Source organism: Leisingera sp. NJS201 (assembly GCF_004535885.1).
Classification (GTDB): Bacteria; Pseudomonadota; Alphaproteobacteria; order Rhodobacterales; family Rhodobacteraceae; genus Leisingera.
On record NZ_CP038234.1, the window covers coordinates 3,280,730 to 3,302,220 of the forward strand.

General features: G+C 60.6%; 21 protein-coding genes and 4 pseudogenes. 6 read left to right on the forward strand and 19 right to left on the reverse strand.

What is annotated here, in order from left to right:
- Positions 1-81 precede the first annotated feature (81 nt).
- The 14 genes and pseudogenes from ETW23_RS15980 to ETW23_RS16040 form a co-directional block, all read right to left on the reverse strand.
- Complete coding sequence (locus ETW23_RS15980) at positions 82-936, reverse strand: DUF1989 domain-containing protein (protein WP_134830595.1); 855 nt, start codon at positions 934-936, stop codon at positions 82-84.
- 99 nt (positions 937-1,035) lie between these two features.
- Positions 1,036-2,210: pseudogene (locus tag ETW23_RS15985) on the reverse strand (type III PLP-dependent enzyme).
- A 330-nt stretch (positions 2,211-2,540) separates the two neighbouring features.
- A complete protein-coding gene (locus ETW23_RS15990; RefSeq protein WP_134830596.1) occupies positions 2,541-2,738 on the reverse strand; it encodes a hypothetical protein in 198 nt (65 codons plus the stop codon).
- A gap of 47 nt (positions 2,739-2,785) precedes the next feature.
- On the reverse strand, positions 2,786-2,938 hold the full coding sequence (locus ETW23_RS25210) for a hypothetical protein (protein ID WP_167738133.1): 153 nt from the start codon (positions 2,936-2,938) through the stop codon (positions 2,786-2,788).
- A 129-nt stretch (positions 2,939-3,067) separates the two neighbouring features.
- Positions 3,068-3,778, reverse strand: a complete 711-nt coding sequence (locus ETW23_RS15995; protein WP_134830597.1) for a ZIP family metal transporter — start codon at positions 3,776-3,778, stop codon at positions 3,068-3,070.
- 44 nt (positions 3,779-3,822) lie between these two features.
- A complete protein-coding gene (locus ETW23_RS16000; RefSeq protein ID WP_129369895.1) occupies positions 3,823-4,092 on the reverse strand; it encodes a hypothetical protein in 270 nt (89 codons plus the stop codon).
- A 119-nt stretch (positions 4,093-4,211) separates the two neighbouring features.
- Positions 4,212-4,991 carry a succinate dehydrogenase iron-sulfur subunit gene (locus tag ETW23_RS16005; RefSeq protein ID WP_134830598.1) on the reverse strand — a complete coding sequence of 260 codons (780 nt, stop codon included), beginning with the start codon at positions 4,989-4,991 and terminating at the stop codon, positions 4,212-4,214.
- Positions 4,992-5,002: 11 nt separating this feature from the next.
- Positions 5,003-6,808 carry a succinate dehydrogenase flavoprotein subunit gene (gene sdhA, locus ETW23_RS16010; protein WP_129369893.1) on the reverse strand — a complete coding sequence of 602 codons (1,806 nt, stop codon included), beginning with the start codon at positions 6,806-6,808 and terminating at the stop codon, positions 5,003-5,005.
- Positions 6,809-6,826: 18 nt separating this feature from the next.
- On the reverse strand, positions 6,827-7,198 hold the full coding sequence (gene sdhD, locus ETW23_RS16015; protein ID WP_129369892.1) for a succinate dehydrogenase, hydrophobic membrane anchor protein: 372 nt from the start codon (positions 7,196-7,198) through the stop codon (positions 6,827-6,829).
- A 17-nt stretch (positions 7,199-7,215) separates the two neighbouring features.
- Positions 7,216-7,599: a succinate dehydrogenase, cytochrome b556 subunit gene (gene sdhC, locus ETW23_RS16020; RefSeq protein WP_129369891.1), complete on the reverse strand. Its 384-nt coding sequence runs from the start codon at positions 7,597-7,599 to the stop codon at positions 7,216-7,218.
- 194 nt (positions 7,600-7,793) lie between these two features.
- Entirely contained in the window at positions 7,794-8,495 is a 702-nt protein-coding gene (locus ETW23_RS16025; RefSeq protein WP_134830599.1) for a DUF1194 domain-containing protein, read from the reverse strand.
- 305 nt (positions 8,496-8,800) lie between these two features.
- Positions 8,801-10,315, reverse strand: a complete 1,515-nt coding sequence (locus ETW23_RS16030; protein ID WP_134830600.1) for a tripartite tricarboxylate transporter permease — start codon at positions 10,313-10,315, stop codon at positions 8,801-8,803.
- Position 10,316: 1 nt separating this feature from the next.
- Positions 10,317-10,799, reverse strand: coding sequence for a tripartite tricarboxylate transporter TctB family protein (locus ETW23_RS16035; protein WP_134830601.1), 483 nt, complete (start codon positions 10,797-10,799; stop codon positions 10,317-10,319).
- Between the two features lie 54 nt (positions 10,800-10,853).
- Positions 10,854-11,840 (reverse strand): tripartite tricarboxylate transporter substrate binding protein, encoded by a 987-nt coding sequence (locus ETW23_RS16040; protein ID WP_134830602.1) that lies wholly within the window; start codon positions 11,838-11,840, stop codon positions 10,854-10,856.
- Positions 11,841-11,946: 106 nt separating this feature from the next.
- Between ETW23_RS16040 and ETW23_RS16045 the strand changes: the two genes are divergently transcribed.
- The 4 genes and pseudogenes from ETW23_RS16045 to ETW23_RS25505 all read left to right on the forward strand — a co-directional run.
- Complete coding sequence (locus tag ETW23_RS16045) at positions 11,947-12,612, forward strand: response regulator transcription factor (RefSeq protein ID WP_134830603.1); 666 nt, start codon at positions 11,947-11,949, stop codon at positions 12,610-12,612.
- A complete protein-coding gene (locus ETW23_RS16050; protein ID WP_134830604.1) occupies positions 12,605-13,972 on the forward strand; it encodes a sensor histidine kinase in 1,368 nt (455 codons plus the stop codon). Before ETW23_RS16045 ends, ETW23_RS16050 begins: the two co-directional genes overlap by 8 nt.
- Positions 13,973-13,989: 17 nt before the next feature.
- Entirely contained in the window at positions 13,990-14,958 is a 969-nt protein-coding gene (locus ETW23_RS16055; RefSeq protein WP_368075852.1) for an ABC transporter substrate-binding protein, read from the forward strand.
- A 596-nt stretch (positions 14,959-15,554) separates the two neighbouring features.
- Positions 15,555-15,665, forward strand: a pseudogene (locus tag ETW23_RS25505) (transposase); the annotation flags it as partial.
- 262 nt (positions 15,666-15,927) lie between these two features.
- Here ETW23_RS25505 and ETW23_RS16065 read toward each other — a convergent pair.
- The 4 genes and pseudogenes from ETW23_RS16065 to ETW23_RS16080 all read right to left on the reverse strand — a co-directional run bounded on the left by ETW23_RS16065 (position 15,928) and on the right by ETW23_RS16080 (position 18,636).
- Positions 15,928-16,974, reverse strand: a complete 1,047-nt coding sequence (locus ETW23_RS16065) for a MaoC family dehydratase (protein ID WP_134830606.1) — start codon at positions 16,972-16,974, stop codon at positions 15,928-15,930.
- Positions 16,974-17,177 (reverse strand): DUF1737 domain-containing protein, encoded by a 204-nt coding sequence (locus ETW23_RS16070; RefSeq protein WP_027235108.1) that lies wholly within the window; start codon positions 17,175-17,177, stop codon positions 16,974-16,976. Before ETW23_RS16070 ends, ETW23_RS16065 begins: the two co-directional genes overlap by 1 nt.
- Positions 17,178-17,199: 22 nt before the next feature.
- Positions 17,200-17,748, reverse strand: a complete 549-nt coding sequence (locus tag ETW23_RS16075) for an NnrU family protein (RefSeq protein WP_129369881.1) — start codon at positions 17,746-17,748, stop codon at positions 17,200-17,202.
- A gap of 34 nt (positions 17,749-17,782) precedes the next feature.
- Positions 17,783-18,636, reverse strand: a pseudogene (locus tag ETW23_RS16080) (CoA ester lyase).
- A gap of 349 nt (positions 18,637-18,985) precedes the next feature.
- On the opposite strand from ETW23_RS16080, the gene ETW23_RS16085 reads away from it, so the two are divergent.
- On the forward strand, positions 18,986-19,300 hold the full coding sequence (locus tag ETW23_RS16085; RefSeq protein WP_134830607.1) for a hypothetical protein: 315 nt from the start codon (positions 18,986-18,988) through the stop codon (positions 19,298-19,300).
- Positions 19,301-19,390: 90 nt separating this feature from the next.
- Here the strand turns inward: ETW23_RS16085 and ETW23_RS16090 are convergent.
- A pseudogene (locus ETW23_RS16090) lies at positions 19,391-20,144 on the reverse strand (sulfite exporter TauE/SafE family protein).
- Between the two features lie 157 nt (positions 20,145-20,301).
- Here ETW23_RS16090 and mdh point away from each other — a divergent pair.
- Positions 20,302-21,264, forward strand: coding sequence for a malate dehydrogenase (gene mdh / locus ETW23_RS16095; RefSeq protein WP_129369877.1), 963 nt, complete (start codon positions 20,302-20,304; stop codon positions 21,262-21,264).
- Positions 21,265-21,491: the final 227 nt, after the last annotated feature.

Genomic DNA, 21,491 nt, shown 5'->3' on the forward strand with positions numbered 1-21,491 from the left:
ATTCCAGAAAATCCCTATCTCCCCAGAATTCACGCCAATATTGGCGCTTCCGGTGAAACTGCAGCTTTCCTTTTCTGACCGCTACCGGCCATGGCTGCGGTCATAACCATTGCGGGGCGGGCTTTGCCAGCCCTTCAGCGCGCTTGCTGCGGGTGCGAAGATCTCGATCAGCAGCGGATGGCAGGCAGCGGTATCGCTGGAATGCTCAGCCGAGCAATCGCCGCCGGGACAGGCGCTGAGGGCGCCGAGAAGATCAATTTCGGCAAAGAACTCCAGATAATCACCGGGCCGCACCGGGCTGGCCTTCATGAAGTACTGGCCGGTATCCCGGGTAAAGCCGGTACACATGAAGACGTTAAGCACGTCATGCACATGCGGTTCCGCCTCCGCCAGGGAAAGGCCGAGATGTTCCGCCAATGCGCGTGTCAGGTTGGAATGGCAGCAGTGGTGGTACTGGCTGCCGGCCAGCAGGTTGCCGGTGTAAGGATCGCAGCGGGTGCCGATCACGTCATGCACCGAGCCGCCGAAATCATCGATCCCGTACCAGCCCAAGGTATCTGCGGTAATCGTGGCCATGGGGCGCAGATGCGGGAAACTGGTCCACATCCGCTCGCCCGTGGTGATATGGGTGCCATGCAAGGCGCGGGTCTTGCCGGAATAGAACCGCTCGCTCAGGTCGTTCCTGTTCCACAGGTTGAGGTCGCCGACTTGCGGCCCCTCCAATGAGCTGATCCGGAAGAAATGCCCGGCCGGCACCTCAAAACAAGCGGCTTCGCGGGGCTGCGCCAGCACCTCGCCGGTTTTCACTGCGCCCAGCCGGGCCTGCTGATACAGTGCCAGATCGGGCGCAGGCAGGGTCTCGTTGGGATAGCAGACCACGGGCTGGACGGCGCGGCGGGCCTCCGCATCGGCGGGGGCTGCGGGTATGTCGGTCATGGGGCAAGCCTTCCTGTCTGTTTGCCCCATCAAGACCGCATCGCCGCGGGCTTGCAAGCCCCGCCGCAACGACCGGAACACCCGGCCGGATCACAACCGTCAGATCACCACAACATCCAGCGGCGGGAAGCCGTTGAAGCCGACCGACGCATAGGTCGAGGTATAGGCGCCGCAGGAATGGATCACCACGCGGTCCCCGCCCCTCAGCCCCAGCGGCAGCTGGTAGGGCTTGCGCTCGTACAGCACATCCGCGCTGTCGCAGGAAGGTCCGGCAAGAATGCAGGGGCCGGTGGTCTCGTGGTCACGGTCCGTGGTGATCCGGTAGCGGATCGCCTCGCCCATGGTTTCGGCCAAGCCCGAGAACATGCCGATATCGAGATAGACCCAACGGTGCAAGTCATCGTCATGCTTACGCGAGACCAGCAGCACCTCGGCGGCAATGGCGCCTGCCTCGGCCACCAACCCGCGGCCCGGTTCGGCCATGATCTCCGGCACATCGCCGAAATACGCGCCAACCTGCGCCATCACTGCGCGGGCGTAATCTTCGGCCGGCATCATGTCCGAACCATAAGAGGCCGGAAAACCGCCACCGATATTGAGCAGGTTCAGCTTATGGCCTGCCTCATGCGCCTGCCGCCAGACCCGCGCCACCTGCTCCAGCGTGCCCTGCCACATCTGCGGTTCGCGGGTTTGCGAGCCGACATGGAAAGACAGGCCTTCGACCTGCAAGCCGCGGGCGGCAGCATAATCCATCAGCTTCAGCGCCTTTTCCGGCGTGCAGCCGAATTTGCGGCTGAGCGGCCAATCGGCTTCGCTGGCCTCAACAACCAGCCGCAGGCAGATCTTGGCACCCGGCGCATGGGCAGCCAGCTTATCCAGCTCCTCACGCGCATCGGCGGCAAAATGGGTGATGCCGATGCTGTGGGCAAAGGCAATGTCGGCAGGCCGTTTGATGGTGTTGCCAAAGGTGATCCGGCTGGCCGCGGCCCCTGCCGCCAGGCATATTTCGATCTCCGCCCGGCTGGCCGCGTCGAAATTGGATCCCTCCTGCACCAGCCGCTCAAGAATGCCCGCTGCCGGATTGGCCTTGACCGCATAGTGAATGCGGGCGCGGCCCAGTCCGCGGCCAATGCTTGGTATTTTGCGGCAACCGCTTCGGCGTCCACCACCAATGTCGGCCGCTCGAACCGGCTTGCGGCGATGAAGCTCAAAGTACGGGATACAGTTTCGCAATTACGGGCAGTCAGCCCGGCTACGTTTGCGTTCATGGTCATCTCCAAAAGACCCGGCCATATATGACCGCTCAGTTCTGTCAGAGACGTTACCGTCGCTACGTAACCGTAGGGGCGTAACCCCTTTCGCCAGAGGCGCGTGCGTTGGCGTCTTGGGCGTCCATATCGGGCATGTGCCTGAGTCGTTCAAGTGTTTTCTTTGCCATGCCTGCAGCAGACCGGCAGACCGGTGCGCTCCCGCCTGCTTCAGGGGCTTTGCAAAGCCCCGCCGCAGTTGGGCCCGGCACCGCGCCTTGGCGCGGTGCCGGGCCCAAGGCCGCACGGAAGGCGCTCCGGCGCAGCCGGTGCGCCTGCGGGCGCGGGAGAGTTTCCCTAGGGCTTACGCTGCGGATTGCCGCAGATCCGCGGGGCTTCCCCGCCCGGCGCAACCGCGCCGCAATAGCTGCAGCGCCATTGACTATTGGCGCGCTGCTGGCGCCAGCGGCAATTCCGGGTCAGACCGGAGGCGCTGCGGCGCCACAGGAAATAGCCGAACACACCGGCGAGGAGAAACAGCAGCAATAGGGGCATAGCCCTTGTCTACCCGGCGGCAGCAGCAGCCTCAACCGCTATGGCACTCAGGCCGCCTGATAGTATTCGATCACCCATTCGCCGGGGTCAGCCTCCTCAACCGCCGGCAGCGGTTCCGGGGTGTAATAGGCGAAGGCTTGCTCCAGCACGTCCAGTGCGTCTTGTGCGGCCTGCTTCTTTTTTGGTTTCACGGGGTTCATCTGGTTGCCTCCATAGTCTGGCAATATCCTCCCTCGCGGAGGAGGATAGGCGCAGGCCAAACCCGCTGCAGCAGATGATTGTGCAAAGGCGCCATGCAGGCACCGCATTGCAAACCCGGCAGGCAAGTCTCAGCCGGTCAGAAGCTCCCCGGCCAGCCCCAGCGCAAACCCCGCAACCGCACCCAATGCCGGCACGCTGCTGCGGCTGGAATGGGCCTTGGGCGCGATATCCTGAAACAACAGATAGAGTATTCCGCCAGCCGCAAAGATCATGATCGCCCCCAAGGCGGCGCGGGCGTCCGCCAGCCAAACAAGTCCTGCCAGCGCGCAGACCGGCCCCAGCGCGGCCAGCCCGAGAAAGGCCAGCAACACATGCCAGGCCGGGCTGCTGCCATTCCAGACTTCGCGGAAGGCGGCAAAGCCTTCGGGAAGGTTCTGCAGGAAGATCATCAGCGCCAGCAACTTGGCAGTGGCAGCATCGGCCACCAGCATTGCGCCAAGCGCCATCGCCTCCGGCAGGTAGTCCAGCAGCATCGCCAGAAGCAATGCACCGCTGCCGCCATGGCGCTGCAACAGCGTATCGACCGCATAAAACACCGCTCCGCCAGCGGCAAACAGGCCAACCGCCCAAGCGGGCGGCAGCACCCCGGCCGCTTCCGGCACCAGCACCAGCGCCACTGCCGAGGCCAGCGCCCCGCCGCCAAAGGCCCCGATGGTGTGCAGCACTTCGTCCCGTAGCATCGGGTTGCGGATATGCTCGCACCAGGCAAGGAAGCCGCCCAGCGGCATGGCGAGACCGGCAAGCCCGGCTAAAAGAATGGCAAAAACATGTGGTTGCATGCCTGCAGCCTAGGGCGGCTAAACCGAACCTCAACCCGATTGCGTCAGGCGTTAATGCAGGAGGTTGCCTGCGCCGCCTGCCCGTCCGTCACATTTTGCCCGGACTGCACGGTCCGCAAGACAATTGCCCCGGCCCCATGGCCCAGGAACTCGGTCCGCACCCGGTATTGCCCGGTAATGCCCGCCGCGTCGATACAACCGGGGATGCGGGCGTCGGTGGCAGCAAGCTGCGCACCCAAGCGGTCATTGTCTGCCGCCGACAAGCAGCCTGAAAGAATGCTTAAGGCCGCAATGGCCGGAAAGATGGTTTTCATTTCTGTGCCTGCCGTTTGCATGGGGAAAAACAATACCCCCGGTTTCGCAGGAAACCGGGGGTGGTGCAATTTTCATCGCTGCTGGACAGCGGATCCTTGCGGATCAGTCGTGTTGCATATCAAACGCTGCGCTCGACCATCATTTGCTTGATATGCGAAATCGCCTTGGCCGGGTTCAGACCCTTGGGACAGGTCTTGGCACAGTTCATGATGGTGTGGCAGCGGTAAAGCTTGAACGGGTCTTCCAGCTGATCCAGACGTTCAGGCGTGGCCTCATCGCGGCTGTCGATGATCCAGCGGTAAGCATGCAGCAGGGCTGCGGGCCCAAGGTACCGGTCGCCGTTCCACCAGTAGCTTGGGCAGGAGGTCGAGCAGCTGGCGCACATCACGCACTCATAAAGCCCATCCAGCTTCTTGCGGTCCTCAATCGACTGTTTCCACTCCTTTGCGGGGCGGTTGGTCTTGGTTTCCAGCCAAGGCATGATTGAAGCATGCTGGGCATAGAAATGCGTGAGGTCGGGAATAAGGTCCTTGACCACCGGCATATGCGGCAGCGGATAGATTGCCACATCACCCTTGATCTCATCCATGCCATAGATACAGGCCAGTGTATTGATGCCGTCGATGTTCATCGCGCAGGAGCCGCAGATCCCTTCGCGGCAGGACCGGCGGAAGGTCAGGGTCGGATCAATCTCGTTCTTGATCTTGATCAGCGCGTCCAGCACCATCGGGCCGCAGGTGTCCATGTCCAGGAAATAGGTATCGACACGCGGGTTCTGGCCGTCATCCGGGTTCCAGCGGTAGATCTTGAACTTGCGCACATTGCTGGCACCGTCCGGCTTGGGCCAGGTTTTGCCCGTGGTGATCTTAGAGTTCTTCGGGAGGCTGAATTGTACCATGATCTGTCTCCTTAGAACGTCCGCGCCTTGGGCGCGATTTTGGCAAGGCTGATGCCGCCTTCTTCTTCGGTGGACAGCGGGTCGGTGATCACCGGACGGTAGCTGAGCTCTACCTTGTTGCCCGCCACGCGGGAAACGGTGTGGACACGCCAGTTTTCATCGTCGCGGGTCGAGAAATCTTCATGTGCGTGGGCGCCGCGGCTTTCCTTGCGGGCCTCGGCGCCAACAATGGTGGCCAGCGCGCTTGGCATCAGGTTTGTCAGCTCCAGCGTTTCCATCAGGTCGGAGTTCCAGACCAGCGACCGGTCGGTCACCTGCAGGTCGTCCAGCTTGGCGGCGATCGCGGTCATCTTCTCGACGCCTTCGGCCATGGTTTCCGCAGTGCGGAACACCGCCGCGTCGGCCTGCATGCATTTCTGCATTTCCAGCCGCAGATCCGCAGTCGGGATGCTGCCTTTGGCATTGCGCAGGGCATCAAAACGGTCGAACGCCTTATCAACAGAAGCCGTGTTCAGCACCGGGTTCGCCGCCTCAGGATCCACAACCTTGCCCGCGCGGATGGCCGAGGCACGGCCAAAGACCACCAGGTCAATGAGCGAGTTGGAGCCAAGCCGGTTGGCGCCATGCACTGAGGCACAGCCAGCCTCGCCCACGGCCATCAGGCCCGGCACAACACCGGTCGGATCGTCAGCCGTCGGGTTCAGCACCTCGCCCCAATAGTTGGTCGGAATGCCGCCCATGTTGTAGTGCACGGTGGGCAGAACCGGGATCGGTTCCTTGGTGACGTCCACACCGGCAAAGATCTTGGCGCTCTCGGAAATGCCCGGCAGCCGTTCCGCCAGCGCCTCGGCGGGCAGGTGTGAAAGGTTCAGGTGGATATGGTCGCCCTCGGCGCCCACACCGCGGCCTTCGCGGATTTCCATCGTCATCGAGCGGGAAACATAGTCGCGCGGCGCCAGGTCTTTGTACTGGGGCGCATAGCGCTCCATGAACCGTTCGCCTTCGGAGTTGGTGAGGTAGCCGCCCTCGCCCCGCGCGCCCTCGGTGATCAGGCAGCCGGAGCCGTAAATACCGGTCGGGTGGAACTGCACGAACTCCATGTCCTGCAGCGCCAGGCCGGCACGGGCCACCATGCCGCCGCCGTCGCCGGTGCAGGTATGCGCCGAAGTGGCGGAGAAATAGGCGCGGCCATAACCGCCGGTCGCCAGCACCACCATCTTGGCGTTGAAGATATGCATGGTGCCGTCATCAAGCTTCCAGCACACCACGCCCTGGCACTGCCCGTCGTCGGACATGATCAGGTCGATGGCGAAATACTCAATATAGAATTCGGCGTTGTTCTTTAGGCTTTGGCCATAAAGCGTGTGCAGGATCGCGTGGCCGGTCCGGTCAGCGGCGGCACAGGTGCGCTGCACGGCGGGGCCCTCACCGAACTCGGTGGTGTGGCCGCCGAACGGGCGCTGGTAGATCTTGCCTTCCTCAGTGCGCGAGAACGGCACGCCATAGTGTTCCAGCTCGTAAACCGCCTTGGGGGCTTCGCGCGCCAGATACTCCATCGCGTCGGTGTCGCCCAGCCAGTCGGAGCCCTTGACGGTGTCATACATATGCCACTGCCAGCTGTCGGGCCCCATGTTGCCCAAGCTGGCGGCGATGCCGCCCTGCGCTGCCACGGTGTGGGAGCGGGTCGGGAACACCTTGGTCACGCATGCAGTACGCAGCCCCTGTTCCGCCATGCCCAGCGTCGCGCGGAGGCCAGCCCCGCCGGCGCCAACCACGACCACGTCATATTCATGTGTTTCGTATTCGTAAGCAGCCATTGATGGAAACCTCGGAGATTACAGGGCCAGGCGGATCAGCGCATAGGCGCTGGTCGCGGCGACGGCATAAGACAGGCAGTTGACCAGAATGATCGTCAGGCGGCCTTTGACGCCGTGAACATAGTCTTCGATCATGATCTGGGCGCCGGACTTGAAGTGCATCATGCCGACCCAGATGGTCAGCGCCGCCACAAGCGCCGGGAACGGGCGCGCATAATAGGCGGTGATCTCCTCGTAAGATCCGCCCAGCGCGGAGCCGAAGGTGAAGACAAACAGCGGCACCAGGATCAAGAGAGCAACCGAGCTCACCTGCATCGCCCAATGGTGGCTGGTTCCGGATTTTGCAGCGCCCATGCCAACGGCGCGCTTGCGGTCAGTCAGAAATCGCATCGCGTGTGTCCTTCAGCTTAGACGATAATGATGGTCAGAACGGTCAGGATCACTGATCCTGTGATCACAAACCAGCCCAGCTTCTCGGCCTGGTCCAGATCCAGCATATAGCCATTGTCCCAGATCAGGTGCCGGATACCTGCAAGCGTGTGATACCAAAGACCCAGCGCCGACAAGGTCATCACCAGATCGCCGAACCAACTGGTCAGCACGCCATTGGCAATGGCGAAGTATTCAGGCGAGGTTGCGGCGGCCAGGAACCACCAGGCAATCAGCAGCGCCGAGACGATCAGCGCATTGCCGGTGATCCGGGTCAGGATCGACGTCAGGGAGGTCAGCTGCGGCCGGTAGACCTGCAAATGCGGCGAAAGCGGGCGGTTGCCCCGATTGACATCGGCCATGTTGGCTCCTTTTCAGGTTGGCTGACGACGTTTTAGCCGATTTTTACGGCGTGTCACCCGAAGGAAGTGTTAAAAAACACGGGAAATTGCTCTGTTGGCGCTAAAAGGCCACGACTTGTGATCACAGCAAATAATTAGTGATCACAAATTTACAAATTGGAAAATTTTTGCAGAATCACAAGGCAATCTGCAAATCACTGCAAAGCCAGCGCCCTCCTGTCTGCCTCGGGCGGCAGCGCAGCGGTCTGCTTGGCAACCTCCCGCACCAGCTTTTTGCGGATCCGCGAAGGGTAGTCGTCAAAGCTGGAGGCGGTGACCACAAAAGCCCCGTCGCCGCGGATCACGTTTTCAAAAAAGTAGGCTGTCAGATCCGGTTCGCTCTGCTCGATGGCGATGGCGTTCACTGTCACCCCAAGGGCGGACAGCGCCCCATGCGCTTCGCGCGGCTCAACACCTTCGTTGGAAAACCCGTCGCCGGAAATGTCGATCACCCTGCGCCTGCAGTCCGGCACTGCGGAAAACTGATCCAGCGCCAGGAACAGCGCCTCCCCCACCGCGGTGGAGTAATTGCGCCAGGGCCGCGGCGCCTGTTCGATCTGCCGGGCCAATGCCTCGACATCGGCAAAACTGCGCACCGGAACCCAAGGCAACGTCACCTCCTGCCGTGACTCGCCGGACCATTGCACCAACAGCACCTGCGCGCGCGCCTTGACCAGCGCCTCTGACACCAGCCCGTCGCGCAGCCCTGCCGCCAGCCCGTCCATCTGAATGCGGTATTCCTTGGCATCCACCGACCCGGAGACATCCACCGCCAGCACCAATGCCAGATCGCAGGCCGCTGCCCGCAACGGCCAGAGGGAGAGCGCCGAGATTACCAGAAGCTGCAAAACCCGCATGCAGCCAGCTTAAGCGGCAATCGCGCCAAGGGTCATCACATTTCTGCCAGCCTCCTCTGTTCATCCGGCTGAAAATTTCTGCCGTGTTGCTTTGATCAACACCTGTTCGCTTCGTAAGCCGGGGCAAAGATCGTGTTGACGCCAAATACCGGACCGCTCTTTGCCCATGCGATTTTCAGCAGAGCAGCCGCTCGTCTTCTGCGCAGAGAAAACCGGCAAGTGCTCAAGCTACGTTTTCTGCGGCATACTCGAACCGTTACAAAGCGCTGAACGGCGGGCGTAGACCAGGTTCCAAATTTCGCCGTTTAATCACCATCAGCTGTGCCTGAGGCACGCAGTGCGGCCCGCCTTGCCCGATAACCGGGAAGAACGACAAGCAGTCCCGCGACTACGAGAAGGCCGACTGTAATCGGGCGTTCCCAAATGAACGAAACACCATCGTAGAGCTGCATCGAACGGGCGAAATTATCTTCGAGCATGCCGCCGAGAATGAACCCGATAAGCAGGGGGGCAAGTGGATAGTCCGCAAACCTCAGTGCTGTGGCGCAGATGCCGAACCCCACCAGGATCAGCAATTCGGTCGCGTTGTTTTGACCAATATACGCCCCCATCAGCGTGAAAAAGAGAATGAAGGGGATCAGGTAGTTGCGCGGAACCAAAAGCACCTTGGCGATGTAGGGGATCAACGGCAGGTTCAGTACGAGCAACACCAGATTGCCAATAAACATCGACATAATGACTGCCCAGAACACCTGCGGTTCGTCAATCATCAAACGCGGGCCGGGTGTTACGTTCAGCGCGATGAGCGCGCCCAGCAGAATCGCGGTCGTACCCGAACCGGGAATGCCCAGAGTCAGCAAGGGCACAAATGAACCGGTGCAGGCGGCGTTATTGGCTGTTTCCGGGGCGGCAAGGCCCTTGATCGAGCCTTTGCCGAATTCAGCCTGCTCGTCCTTGGTTGCGATGTTACGTTCGACCGCATACCCAAGAAAGCTGGCGATCGTGGCGCCTGCGCCTGGCAGAACTCCTATGAAGAACCCTTGTAGCGACTGCCTGCCAATCACTGGTGCGATCGCCTTGGCCTCGGTACGGTTGATCCGCAAATCCTTGATCTCGTCATCGCTGCCGTCATGTGTCTCCTTTGGCTTCAACACCAGAAAGAGCGCTTCGGGCAGGGCGAACATCGCCATGGCAAGAGTGATGAAACCGAAGCCGGATTGCAGATCCATGATCCCCATCGTGAAGCGCGGCAGGTTAAACAGTGCGCCCTCCCCTACTGTCGCCATGATCAGGCCAAGCACAGTCATCAATAGAGCCTTGGCAACCTGCCCGGTGCCAGCGAAGGCCGCAATCGCCGACAGACCGACGACCATCAGTGCAAAATACTCAGCCGAGTGAAAGAGAAGCGCGACCGAGGACAGGGCGGGGGCAAAAACCATCAACAGCAGCGCCCCCACGGTGCCGCCGCAAAAGCTGGCAATGGCAGCAATAGTCAGGGCCTTGCCGGCCTTGCCCTGCTTGGCCATCGGATATCCGTCAAAACTCGAAGCTACCGTTCCTGCGACGCCTGGAGCGTTCAGCAGGATCGACGAGGTTGAACCGCCAAAAATGGCCCCGTAATAGACACCGGCCAGCAAAATCAATGCCGCCGATGGATCGCCCATTGAAATCGCCACCGGAATCATGATGGCGATGATCGACATTGGCCCAAGACCGGGAAGCATGCCGATAAAAGTACCGATCAGGCAACCGCCGATCACCATCAATAGATTTTGAATTGAGAACGCCGTTTGCAGACCGATGAGAAGTCCTTCGAGCATATCAGCCTCCGAAAAAGCCCGGCAGCGGGCGCATGTAAATGCCGAGGACCTGTTGCACCAGGTACCAGACAACCAATGTGGCGATCAGCGCAACGATGATCATGATATGCCACTTGCGCTCTCCCAGAACGAACGAGCCGAGGATCAGAAAGGCAGCGGTTGAAACGATAAAGCCCAGCGGCCGCAGGCACAGCGCATAGGCAACCATCAGCGCCAGCAGCAGGATGGCCTGCCCTAGCTTGTATTCGCCCAGCCGGCGGTAATCGATTTCGCCAATCGTCACGTCGCCCTTTTCGAGCCCCAGAAGAACAGCCAGCGAGGCAAGCACGCCCAGGATTGAAAGCACTTTGGGAAAGGTGCTTGGCCAGATCGGGTTGCGCTGCATGAACGGTGCAAGCCCTGTATCCATCGTGAACCAGGCGGTAAAGCCATAGGTCAGGCAAATACCTAGCAATATCAGTGCAATCCATCGATCAAGTGCCATTTTCCCCTCCCGTTGCAACAAGCAGAGCGATCACCCGCTCTGCCAGTCCAGGCTTCACAGGAAGCCCAGCTTTTTCATCAAATCGCCGATGACTTGCTCTTGCTCTTCCAGGAAAGTTTTGAACGCATCGCCCGAGTTGTGGATGTTGACCCAGCCGTTACGGCCCCGGACATCCTCCCACTCCGGCGTGTCATACATCTTTGAAAGTGCAGCCTGGTACATGGTGACCTTGTCCGCCGGCAGCCCCGGCGCGCCGAAGAAACCGCGCCAATTCACAAATGTCGTACCGATGCCCTGTTCTTTCATCGTCATTGCATCCGGCGCTGCCGCTACGCGCTCCTCGGATGTCACCCCGATGATTTTGATCTCGCCCGCAGCCGCCAGGTCCACTGCTTCCGAAAAACCGGTCGACAGGGCTGCAATTTCACCCGACAAAAGCGCGGCCATGGCTTTGCCGCCCGCATCGTACGGAATGTATTTGACGTCCAGCGGATCCTTGCCCGCCGCTTCCATCACCATCGCAGCGACCAGATGATCCATGCCGCCGGGAACCGAACCACCGCCAATCGCAGTTGCGCGCGGATCAGCGTCGAAGGCGGCCAAAAGGTCTTCCATCGAGTCGATAGGGCTGTCCTTGCCAACGACCAGCGCGGCATAATCACCGATTGTTCCGGCAACCAAGGTCAGATCGCGGAAGTTATGCGGAAACACACCTGTCAGTGACCGGATCACGATGGGTGTCGAGTTGACCATTAAAGTGCCGTGGTTGCTTTCAGAGTTTTCGATGAGATAGCCGATGGCCTTGCCACCGCCGCCCCCGGACATGTTTTCGTAGGATGCGTTGCCGACAAGCCCAGCCTTGGTCAGGGCCTCGCCAGTGCCGCGGGCTGTGCCGTCCCATCCGCCGCCGGCACCGCCTGGAATCAGAAAATGAATACTGTCGAGGACTGGTTCTTCGCCCGCAAATGCCGACGCTCCAAGACCAAGCGCCGCAACAGCGGCCGCCATAAGGACGCGACGGCCGATTTTGAATGTCGTCATATTTTCCTCCCATTTGACAACTGTCCGCAAGACGGCTCAGTTGAGACATTCAAACACGCCAACCTGACACAGACCTGTCACGCCGCAAAAAGCGGGGTAAATCCTGATGAAGTTTCTCTTGATCGAAGATAATGCCGACCTGGCAAATGCCATTTGTTCACGGTTGAAATTTGACGGTCATGTGGTTGACCATGCGTGTAAAATCCGGGATGCCATCACTTATTCCGAAGTTGGCGATTATGATCTGATTCTGCTGGATATCATGCTGCCGGATGGGGATGGCCGGACGTTTCTCAAACAGCACCGGGCCCGGGAGAAGGACACACCTGTTATCGTTCTGACCGCGCGTTCCCAGGTTTCCGACAGAATCAGCCTGCTGGATCTCGGAGCGGATGATTATCTCACCAAGCCTTTTGACCACGCCGAGCTTCAGGCGCGTTGCCGCGCCGTGCTGCGACGCAAGACCGGTACTGCGCAAACCGTATTGCGCATCGGCGACGTGATCTTTGATCCGGTGGCAGGCCGCCTCGCGGTTGGCGGCGAGACCGTCAACCTGCGCAATCGTGAACTGCGGCTGCTTGAACTTCTGATCAATTCTCCTGGCCGGATTTTCCCGAAACAGAAGCTGGCCGACAGCCTCTTTTCCTACGATGAGGACGTGTCGGAAAACGCGATTGAAGTGTATATAGGCAGGCTTCGCAAACATCTTGAAAGCTCCAGCCTAAAGATCACCACCCATCGCGGTCTTGGATACCGGCTGGACCATGAGTGATGCGTTCCGTGTTTCAGGATCGCTGCGGAACCGCCTGGCGATCACCCTGATCGGCGGCGCTGCACTGCTTGCCATTCTGTTATTTTTTGTAGCGCGGAGCTATGCGGCGCAAATTGCACAGCGAGGTCAGGACAACATCATAAACGCCTCGGTGACATCAATACTGGACGCGGCCATCCTGCGTGACGGTGCCGTTGAAATCGACTTTCCCTATGCGTCTTTCGCCATGCTGGCGACGGCATCCGATGACCGGATTTTTTATGCGATCTATCAGGATGACACCGTGTTGTCGGGATATGAAGACCTGCCGCGCTTGCAAATGCCGCCCGGAAAGAGGGCCGGCTTTCAGACTATTGCGTTCCGCGGTGCCGAAATGCGCCTGGCCACGGCATCGCGTGTCTTGATCGGGGCAGATGCCAAAACCCGGATTACGGTCTCAATTGCCCAGACCCAGGATGCTCTGGCCGGAACGCTGAACGTGATTTCCCGCAACGTCGCAATTTTTGGTCTGGGGTTCTTTCTGCTGGCCACACTGCTGTCGTTCTGGGCAACCTCCACAACCATTGGACAGCTCAGGCGGCTTGCCCTGTCGGTGACCCGCCGCGGGCCGCAGGACCTGCGGCCGGTCTCGCAGCCGGTGCCGTCGGAAATGGCCCCGCTGGTCTCCTCTCTGAACAGGTTTATGACACGCCTCGACCACTCCCTGCAGCAATCCGAAGATTTCATCGCCGAAGCCGCCCATCGGGTGCGCACGCCGCTGGCCACGGTCCGGTCCCATGCCGAGGCAACTTTGCAGCGCGTCGGCAAGGAGGAAAACCGCCAGGCATTAAGGGCCATGGTGCGCGCAATCGACGAAAGCTCGCGCGCTGCCGGGCAGCTGCTGGATCATGCGATGATTACATTTCGCGCCGATCATCTGGAACGCCAGAACCTTGATCTGGGTGATCTGACGAAGGAACTTGTGCAGCGCCTGTCACCGGTGGCTGAGATGAAAGATGTAGAGCTGCGATTGGATACCGAAACTACGGTGCCGATATCAGGCGACCCGATCCTGCTTCAGAACGCCCTCCGCAACATCATCGACAATGCGCTCAAATACGCGCCAAGCGAAACTGTCATTCATATCCGCATCAGGTCGAGGCCCCGGGCGCAGGTTGAAGTCCGTGACCAGGGGCAAGGTTTCCCTCCGGACGAGATCGGCACCCTGGCGTCACGTTTTACCCGGGGAGCAAACGCCAAAAACATCATCGGTTCCGGGCTTGGCTTGACGATCGCGCGGGATGTTGCGGTTGCGCATGGCGGGACATTGGATCTTTCGAATAAACCGGAAGGCGGCGCATGCGTTATCTTTTCGTTGTAATCATCTGTCTTTGGCCGTTGCTGGCGGCCGCGCAAGACTGGGAAGACCGGCAAGTCTTTGAAGGGCAATCCGCGACCCGGACCCTGCGGGTGCTTTCAAGCACCGACACCTCGTTCATCGCCCCGATCATTACCAGTTTTCTAGCGGTGAACCCGAATGTCTCGGTGGAATATCTGGTCACCGGAACCGTTGAAGTAGACAGGTTGATCCGGCAGGCGCCGCAGGCGTTCGATCTGGCGGTCTCCAGCGCGATGGATCTTCAGCTCAAACTTGCCAATGATGGCTACGCCCGTGCCGTTCCGGCGCTGGAAGTCCCTGATTGGTCACAATGGCGGCGCAGTCTTTTTGCCTTCACCACCGAACCCGCTGCCATTGTGATAAACCGCGCGGCTTTTTCCGGACATGAAGTTCCAAAAACCAGGCAGGCATTGATCCAGGCCATGCGTGATCGGCCGGATTTCTTCCGCAACCGGATCGGAACCTATGATGTTCGCAAGTCCGGCGTCGGATATCTGTTTGCCACCCAGGATGCTCGCGCCTCCGAGACCTATTGGAGGTTGACGGAAGTGATGGGAAGCCTGGGCGTGCGCCTCTATTGCTGTTCGGGCGAGATGATCGATGACCTCGCCAATGGTACTATCGCAGTTGCCTATAACGTGCTTGGCAGCTATGCCGCGGCGCGCCCCAATCCGGATGATGGTTTGCAGATCATCCTGCCTTCCGATTTTCCGACAACAATAATGCGGACCGTCTTCATTTCAAAAGACGCACCAAACCCCCAGATTGCAGCCGCGTTCATCCGCCACCTGATCTTCCTGCAATCCAGCAAGGCTGGCGAAAAACACATCAAGCTGCCGCCCCTTGGCTCAGCGCAAGACAGTGTTCGCCAGTCGGCTATTGCTCTGGAACCCGCGCTGCTTACCTATTTGGACAAACTGAAGCGGCGGACATTTCTCGAAGAGTGGGAAAGCGCCGTTTTCCAGTAGTCTTGCCAATAGTCTTGCCGGCGACTTGGACGCATTGGTGTCGCCTGCGCGCACCTCCCTAGTTCATTCTGCTTTTTTTCGGCGGTATTGGGCAGAACCATATTGGCAGTGCGAGATCAATGTCATGGCGCTGGCTCCCCTTGGCGCTTCGCTCAGGATAGCTGCCATTGGCCCGTCCGCAGCGAATGGTGGCTCTGTCCGGCACCTTTCCAGTTCAAACACCGCGCAGCAAAAGGACGGTCTGGCTTCGGCATCCCATTCCGGGGGGTCAATGGCGGCATCGGTGACGTGGGCTGCAACTCAGCAGAAAGCCGGCTGGACGGCCGCGGTCGCCTTGGGTCTGGAACCAATGGCGCCCGCAAGGCTCACTGGTGAACCGCATTGTCCGCCCGCGCCCTCTCGGCAGAATTGCTATGCAAATCGCCTGCCGGGTAACACATGGCCTGTGCCGATTGCGGCCGGATCGTTCAATCCGTGCTGCCGTCACGCCCCTCGGGCGCGGCGTCCCGGTCCTGGTATTTTGGCACATGTCCTGGTCAGCAAGTTCGAAGGGGACCGCCGATGTGGGGCGGCGCAAGCCCCGAAAGAACACCGGTCACTGTCCGCTGTACCGGCAGTCGCAAACCTATGCCCGCGACGGGGGCGATCTGGATCGCTCGACGCTGACCGATTGGGTTGGCCGCTCGACCGCGCTTCTAGGGCCGCTGGCCTCCTCTCATTGATTGCTGCGCAATCATCTGCCGTTCGGATGGCCGGACATATGGCGCGGCGGCTGGCGGGATATTTTACGACCGCAATGCCGACGGCTTCAGTTCTTTCCAGGGGTCGGCCACCCACCGCCAGTCCCCTGGATGGCTCCCCGGAAAACCGGCCCCCCTCAATCTGGCACCGGCCGCATCAACGGCAATGACGAACACGTAAACCCTGAGGATGAGCGCCCAAGGCGCAAGGGGGCAAAGCCCCCTTGCGTCACTTCGGCATCAACGCCCAGTAATCGAGATCCAGCAGCACGTCCGGCAGGTATTTGCCATCCTCGCCCTTCAGCTCAAACGGCGCGCCGCCCTTGGTCGCCACCAGCCGCAGCCGGATCGCACCAACGCCTGGCGCGCTTGTATCGGCCTTGTCCAGCACCTCGGACCAGGCCCGCACGGTCAGACCCGACAAGCACGGATTAGCGTGCGCACCGCCGTTCAATCCCGCAATCATCTGCGCATTGGCCAGCCCGTTGAAGCTAAGCGCGCGCGCCATTGAAATCACATGGCCGCCATAGATCAGCCGGGTGCCGTCGGGCCGGGCAGTATTGTCGAAATGCACCTTGGCGGTGTTCTGCCACAGGCGGGTCGCCATCATGTGCTCGGCTTCCTCGATGGTGACGCCATCCACATGGTCGATGGTCTCGCCCACCGCGTAGTCGCCCCAGCGGTGCGGCTCGCCGGCCAGGGTGAAATCGTAGTTGCGGAAGTCCAGCCCGGCCGGGATCACCAGCTGGTCCGCCGGGATCACCTTGTTCAATTCCGGGATCACCGTTTCCGGCGCCGGCGCATCCGGATCGCCTTTGCGCACCATCACCCAGCGCACATACTCCATCACGCAGTCATCGCGCTGGTTCAACCCGCGGGTGCGCACATAGACCACGCCGGATTTGCCATTGGAGTTCTGCTTGAGACCAATCACTTCGGATTCTGAGCGCAAGGTGTCGCCGGGATAGACCGGCAGCAGCCAGCGCCCCTCGGCATAACCAAGGTTTGCCAGCGCATTCAGCGAAATGTCCGGCACCGTCTTGCCGAACACCACATGGAAGGCCGCCAGATCATCCAGCGGCGCCGAAGGCAGACCAGCGGCCCGGGCAAATTCATCCGAAGAATACAGCGCATGGCGCGCCGGATAAAGCGCATGATACAGCGCCCGCTCGCCGCCCGACACCGTGCGCGGCACCGCATGGCGGATCACCTCGCCAACGGTATAGTCTTCGAAAAAGCGTCCCGGATTGGTTTTGGCCGGACTGGTCTTGGCCATCAGTGTTCTCCCAGTTTGGTCTCAGGGGTGTAGGTCCCGTCCGCCTCTTTCACCACGGCCTGGCCGCAGCGCATGATCCCCTTCACGGGATCAAAAGCCTGGGTCGGGCTGCCATGCAGCTCCCAGCCCTTGTTCAGCGCATCGGTCACCTTGTGGCAAAAGGCCGAGGTGTCGTCTTCGGACAAAAATCGGTAAAGTTTCATAGCATCCTACCCTGCAAAGCCCCTATCCCGGAAAGGGCGAAGGCCCGACCAGTGCGTGGACGTAGCCGATCACCCCCATCAGAACAATCGAAGCGGCAAAGAACATCCCGTCCTTGGCGATGGAGCCCTTGGGGCCCGGCTGCCAGTCCGGTTCGGAGCGGTTGATCACGATCACCTCAGCCACTGCCCAGGCTAGCAAACCGCCGAACAGGATGATCGACGCCAGGTCGCCATTGACCAGCAGGTGCGCTGCAGCCCAAAGCTTGAAGCCCGCCAGCATCGGGTGGCGCATGCCGTTCAGCAGCGCGCCTTTCTTTGGCGCCGGACTCATCATCCAGATGGCGATCAGCACAGCCAGGTTGTTGATATGCACCATGAAGGACGGCGGCGCCCAGATGTGGATGAACTCCATGCTGCGGTAGCCCAGCACCATCAGCACCACGCCGGCAACCAGCACCAGTGCAACCACACCGCGGCCGCCGTTGCCCATGGACGCGCGCGCCTCCGGTGCCAGCCGTTTGAACAGGTGGCCGCCCCACCACAACAGGATGCCAAGGATCAGTAACGCCATATCAGTCTCCAAATGCTGTCAGCCGGGACAACAGCTAGGCCGAAAGCGCGGCGATTGCATCCGCTTTTGCCAGGATTTCACGCGCCGTAACCACATGCAGGTTCTCGACTATCCTGCCATCGACCACGGCAACACCCTGGCCTGCGGCTTGGGCCTCATCAAAAGCGGCGATCTGGCGGCGGGCAGTCTCGGCCTCGCGCTCCGTCGGGGCAAAGGCGGCATTAGCCACCTCCACCTGCGCCGGATGGATCAGTGTCTTGCCGTCAAATCCCATGTCGCGGCCCTGCGCACATTCCCCGGCCAGCCCCTCAACATCCTTAAAAGCGTTATAGACCCCATCGACAATCACCAGCCCCTCTGCCTTGGCAGCCAGCAGGCACAGGCCCAGCCCCGCCATCATCGGCAGCCGGTCGGGGCGGAAACGGGTCTGCAATTCCTTGGCCAGATCATTGGTGCCCATCACCATGCCTTGCAGCTTGTGGTGCGCCGCGATGGCGGCGGCATTCAGCATGCCGCGCGGGGTTTCCATCATCGCCCACAGCGGAATGTCCCCGGTGATTTCCGCCAGCGCATCCAGATCCGCAGGTGTATTCACCTTGGGCAGCAGAATCGCGTCGCAGTCCATCTGTGCCGCCGCTTTCGCATCTTCACGCCCCACGGCGTATCCAGCCCGTTGATCCGCACGATCTTCATCCGGGCGCCAAAGCCGCCCGTCTCCAGCGCCTGGGTCAAAGTCGCGCGGGCATTGGGTTTTTCGTCCACCGACACCGCGTCTTCCAGATCAAAGATCACAGCGTCCACCGGCAGGGTTCTGGCCTTCTCCAGTGCACGCGGCTTGGAGCCGGGAATGTACAAAACCGAACGGTACGGGCGCGTGCGCGGGTCCATCAAGGCTCTCCAAAGTTATTTTGTTGCGTAAAGCGGTACAGATTCGATTGTATACTTTCAAGTACAATTCCGCCGCAGCGCAGCGTAACCTTCTCCGCGGATGCAGCAAGACACTGATATATTTAGTGATTTTTAGGCGCTCGCAGGATTAACCACTTATCAGCACCTGATTGCCAAACTGATAGATACCAAGGCACAGGACCCCTGCCGCCGCCCCAGGCCGCACCTGATGCCCGCAGGCATGGGGCCTGCATTTCGAATTGCGTTACACACCGGCCCGCACAGGGATACCGGGGGCTGCCGTCAGGCACCCGGCTCTGTCCGGCCGTTCCGGAAAGGGTAAAACAAGATGAAAATGCCAATCTTCGCACTGCCGGCAGCCTTTGCCGCACTGACCCTGGCAGCTGCACCTGCCACCGCACAAAGCCGCAACTGCGCCCCGCGCGATACGGTGATCAAACGGCTGGCCGAAAAATACGGCGAAAGCCGTCAAAGCATCGGCGTGGGCCAGAAGGGCATGGTGATGGAAACCTTTGCCTCTGGCAAGACCGGCAGCTGGACCATCACAGTCACGACCCCCAACGGCATGACCTGCCTGGTGGCATCGGGCCAGTCTTACGAAGTGCTCGCAGAAGCACTGCCGGACACCGACAGCGACGCCTGAACAAGTATCCTGAGCAGGTATTGAGGCAGGTTTCCAGGCTGCGGTTACAGTGGCCGCAAACGACACGGCGGGCTGCTCCTGACACAGGTATCAGGTCAGCCCGTCCCAGATAAGCTTGGCTCCGGTCGCGGTCAGAAGCACATAAGTCAGCACAAAGAACCCGCGCTCCGGAATGCTGTGGTGCAGCCTCACCCCCAGCCACGCCCCTAGCAGCGCAAAGGGCGCCAGGATCAGATCCAGAAGCAGCGTTTCACGTGTAAACAGGCCAAGCCCTGCATAGGGCACCGCCTTAGCAAGATTGATAACCCAGAAGATCAGAACCGTGCTGGCCTGATACTCGGTCTTCCGCAACTTCAGGCTGAGGAGGTACACCGCAGCCGGCGGCCCGCCCGCATGGCTGACAAAACTGGTAAAGCCCACCGCCACCCCGGCCAGCGCCCCTGACCCGGATGAATGCGGCGCTCTGGCGAACACGTTTAATCCAAAACGGCTGCGCAGCTGCCACAGCACGAATCCGACTGAAACGGCACCGATCAGCACCCGCATCGCTTCGTCATTCACTGCCGCATACAGCCAGGCCCCAGCGCCACTCCGGGTAAACCCCGGCAATCAGCAGCAACGAGGCGCGCAGGTTCCAGCGCCCCCAATATGGCTTCAGCGCTGCCAGATCGATCAGCATCAGCAACGGCAGCATCAGCGCCAATGCAGCGCCCGGCTCAATCACCAGCGCCAGAATCGCCGCGGATGCAAAGGCCGCGCCGGAACCGAAACCGCCCTTGGACACGCCCGCAAAAACGACCGCGGGGATGGCAAAAACGAAAAACATAGCGTCAAATGCCGCCATTGCCCGCCTCCGAAAGCCCTGAATTACACGCCCTTTAGCGATATCAGCGCAGCATACATAAGTATACCGAACCCTTTGCCGCAGCGCGGAACCCTTGCACGGCGGGCCGTTACGCCGTAGGCATCAGGAAATTTCAACCGGACCGGAGACATTCCCAATGGCACGACCCAAAATCGCCCTCATCGGCGCAGGTCAGATCGGCGGCACCCTTGCACATCTCGCAGCCCTCAAGGAACTCGGCGACGTCGTGCTCTTTGACATCGCCGAAGGCACCCCCGAAGGCAAGGCGCTGGACATCGCACAATCCGGTCCTTCCGAAGGCTTCGACGCCAGCCTCAAAGGCACCCAGTCTTACGAGGACATCGCAGGCGCCGACGTCTGCATCGTCACCGCAGGTGTGCCGCGCAAGCCGGGCATGAGCCGCGACGACCTTCTGGGCATCAACCTGAAGGTGATGAAGTCGGTCGGCGAAGGTATCCGCGACCACGCGCCGGACGCATTTGTGATCTGCATCACCAACCCGCTGGACGCGATGGTCTGGGCACTGCAGCAGTTTTCGGGCCTGCCCGCGAACAAGGTCTGCGGCATGGCCGGCGTTCTGGACTCCGCCCGCTTCCGCCATTTCCTGGCCGAAGAGTTCAACGTCTCCATGAAAGACGTCACTGCATTTGTGCTGGGCGGCCATGGCGACACCATGGTGCCCTCCGTGCGCTATTCCACCGTGGCCGGCATCCCGCTGCCCGATCTGGTCAAGATGGGCTGGACCACCCAGGAACGTCTGGACGCGATCCTGCAGCGCACCCGTGACGGCGGCGCAGAAATCGTCGGCCTCTTGAAAACCGGTTCTGCCTTTTATGCGCCGGCCACAAGCGCCATCGAAATGGCCGAAGCTTTCCTGAAAGACCAGAAGCGCGTGCTGCCCTGCGCGGCCTATTGCGACGGCGAGCTGGGCGTAAAAGGCATGTATGTGGGCGTGCCCACCGTGATCGGCGCCGGCGGCATCGAAAAGGTCGTGAACATCCAGTTGAACGAGGAAGAGCAAGTCATGTTCGACAACTCGGTCAATGCGGTAAAGGGCCTGGTCGAGGCTTGCAAAGGCATCGACGGTTCGCTGGCCTGAGCCTTTTAGCCTTACACAGATCAGAGGGTCCGCTTTGGCGGGCCCTTTTCTTTTGCTTCGGCACAACCGGACCGGCGACTGACGCTTTTGGCCTACGATGCGGCGGTGGCGGCGCATGGCGGCCGGCTTCGAATCACCGCCGTTAAGCTTCCGATAATTTGTGATCACACCCCCAAAAACCGTGATCACAAAACTCGAAAATCTTCATCATTTCCCCGCACCCTGTC

Bases quoted from the DNA above. Each gene is read 5' to 3' on its own strand.
- ETW23_RS15980 (WP_134830595.1), bottom strand. From the start codon at position 936: ATGACCGACATACCCGCAGCCCCCGCCGATGCGGAGGCCCGCCGCGCC.
- ETW23_RS15990 (WP_134830596.1), bottom strand. From the start codon at position 2,738: ATGCCCCTATTGCTGCTGTTTCTCCTCGCCGGTGTGTTCGGCTATTTC.
- ETW23_RS25210 (WP_167738133.1), bottom strand. From the start codon at position 2,938: ATGAACCCCGTGAAACCAAAAAAGAAGCAGGCCGCACAAGACGCACTG.
- ETW23_RS15995 (WP_134830597.1), bottom strand. From the start codon at position 3,778: ATGCAACCACATGTTTTTGCCATTCTTTTAGCCGGGCTTGCCGGTCTC.
- ETW23_RS16000 (WP_129369895.1), bottom strand. From the start codon at position 4,092: ATGAAAACCATCTTTCCGGCCATTGCGGCCTTAAGCATTCTTTCAGGC.
- ETW23_RS16005 (WP_134830598.1), bottom strand. From the start codon at position 4,991: ATGGTACAATTCAGCCTCCCGAAGAACTCTAAGATCACCACGGGCAAA.
- sdhA (WP_129369893.1), bottom strand. From the start codon at position 6,808: ATGGCTGCTTACGAATACGAAACACATGAATATGACGTGGTCGTGGTT.
- sdhD (WP_129369892.1), bottom strand. From the start codon at position 7,198: ATGCGATTTCTGACTGACCGCAAGCGCGCCGTTGGCATGGGCGCTGCA.
- sdhC (WP_129369891.1), bottom strand. From the start codon at position 7,599: ATGGCCGATGTCAATCGGGGCAACCGCCCGCTTTCGCCGCATTTGCAG.
- ETW23_RS16025 (WP_134830599.1), bottom strand. From the start codon at position 8,495: ATGCGGGTTTTGCAGCTTCTGGTAATCTCGGCGCTCTCCCTCTGGCCG.
- ETW23_RS16030 (WP_134830600.1), bottom strand. From the start codon at position 10,315: ATGCTCGAAGGACTTCTCATCGGTCTGCAAACGGCGTTCTCAATTCAA.
- ETW23_RS16035 (WP_134830601.1), bottom strand. From the start codon at position 10,799: ATGGCACTTGATCGATGGATTGCACTGATATTGCTAGGTATTTGCCTG.
- ETW23_RS16040 (WP_134830602.1), bottom strand. From the start codon at position 11,840: ATGACGACATTCAAAATCGGCCGTCGCGTCCTTATGGCGGCCGCTGTT.
- ETW23_RS16045 (WP_134830603.1), top strand. From the start codon at position 11,947: ATGAAGTTTCTCTTGATCGAAGATAATGCCGACCTGGCAAATGCCATT.
- ETW23_RS16050 (WP_134830604.1), top strand. From the start codon at position 12,605: ATGAGTGATGCGTTCCGTGTTTCAGGATCGCTGCGGAACCGCCTGGCG.
- ETW23_RS16065 (WP_134830606.1), bottom strand. From the start codon at position 16,974: ATGGCCAAGACCAGTCCGGCCAAAACCAATCCGGGACGCTTTTTCGAA.
- ETW23_RS16070 (WP_027235108.1), bottom strand. From the start codon at position 17,177: ATGAAACTTTACCGATTTTTGTCCGAAGACGACACCTCGGCCTTTTGC.
- ETW23_RS16075 (WP_129369881.1), bottom strand. From the start codon at position 17,748: ATGGCGTTACTGATCCTTGGCATCCTGTTGTGGTGGGGCGGCCACCTG.
- ETW23_RS16085 (WP_134830607.1), top strand. From the start codon at position 18,986: ATGAAAATGCCAATCTTCGCACTGCCGGCAGCCTTTGCCGCACTGACC.
- mdh (WP_129369877.1), top strand. From the start codon at position 20,302: ATGGCACGACCCAAAATCGCCCTCATCGGCGCAGGTCAGATCGGCGGC.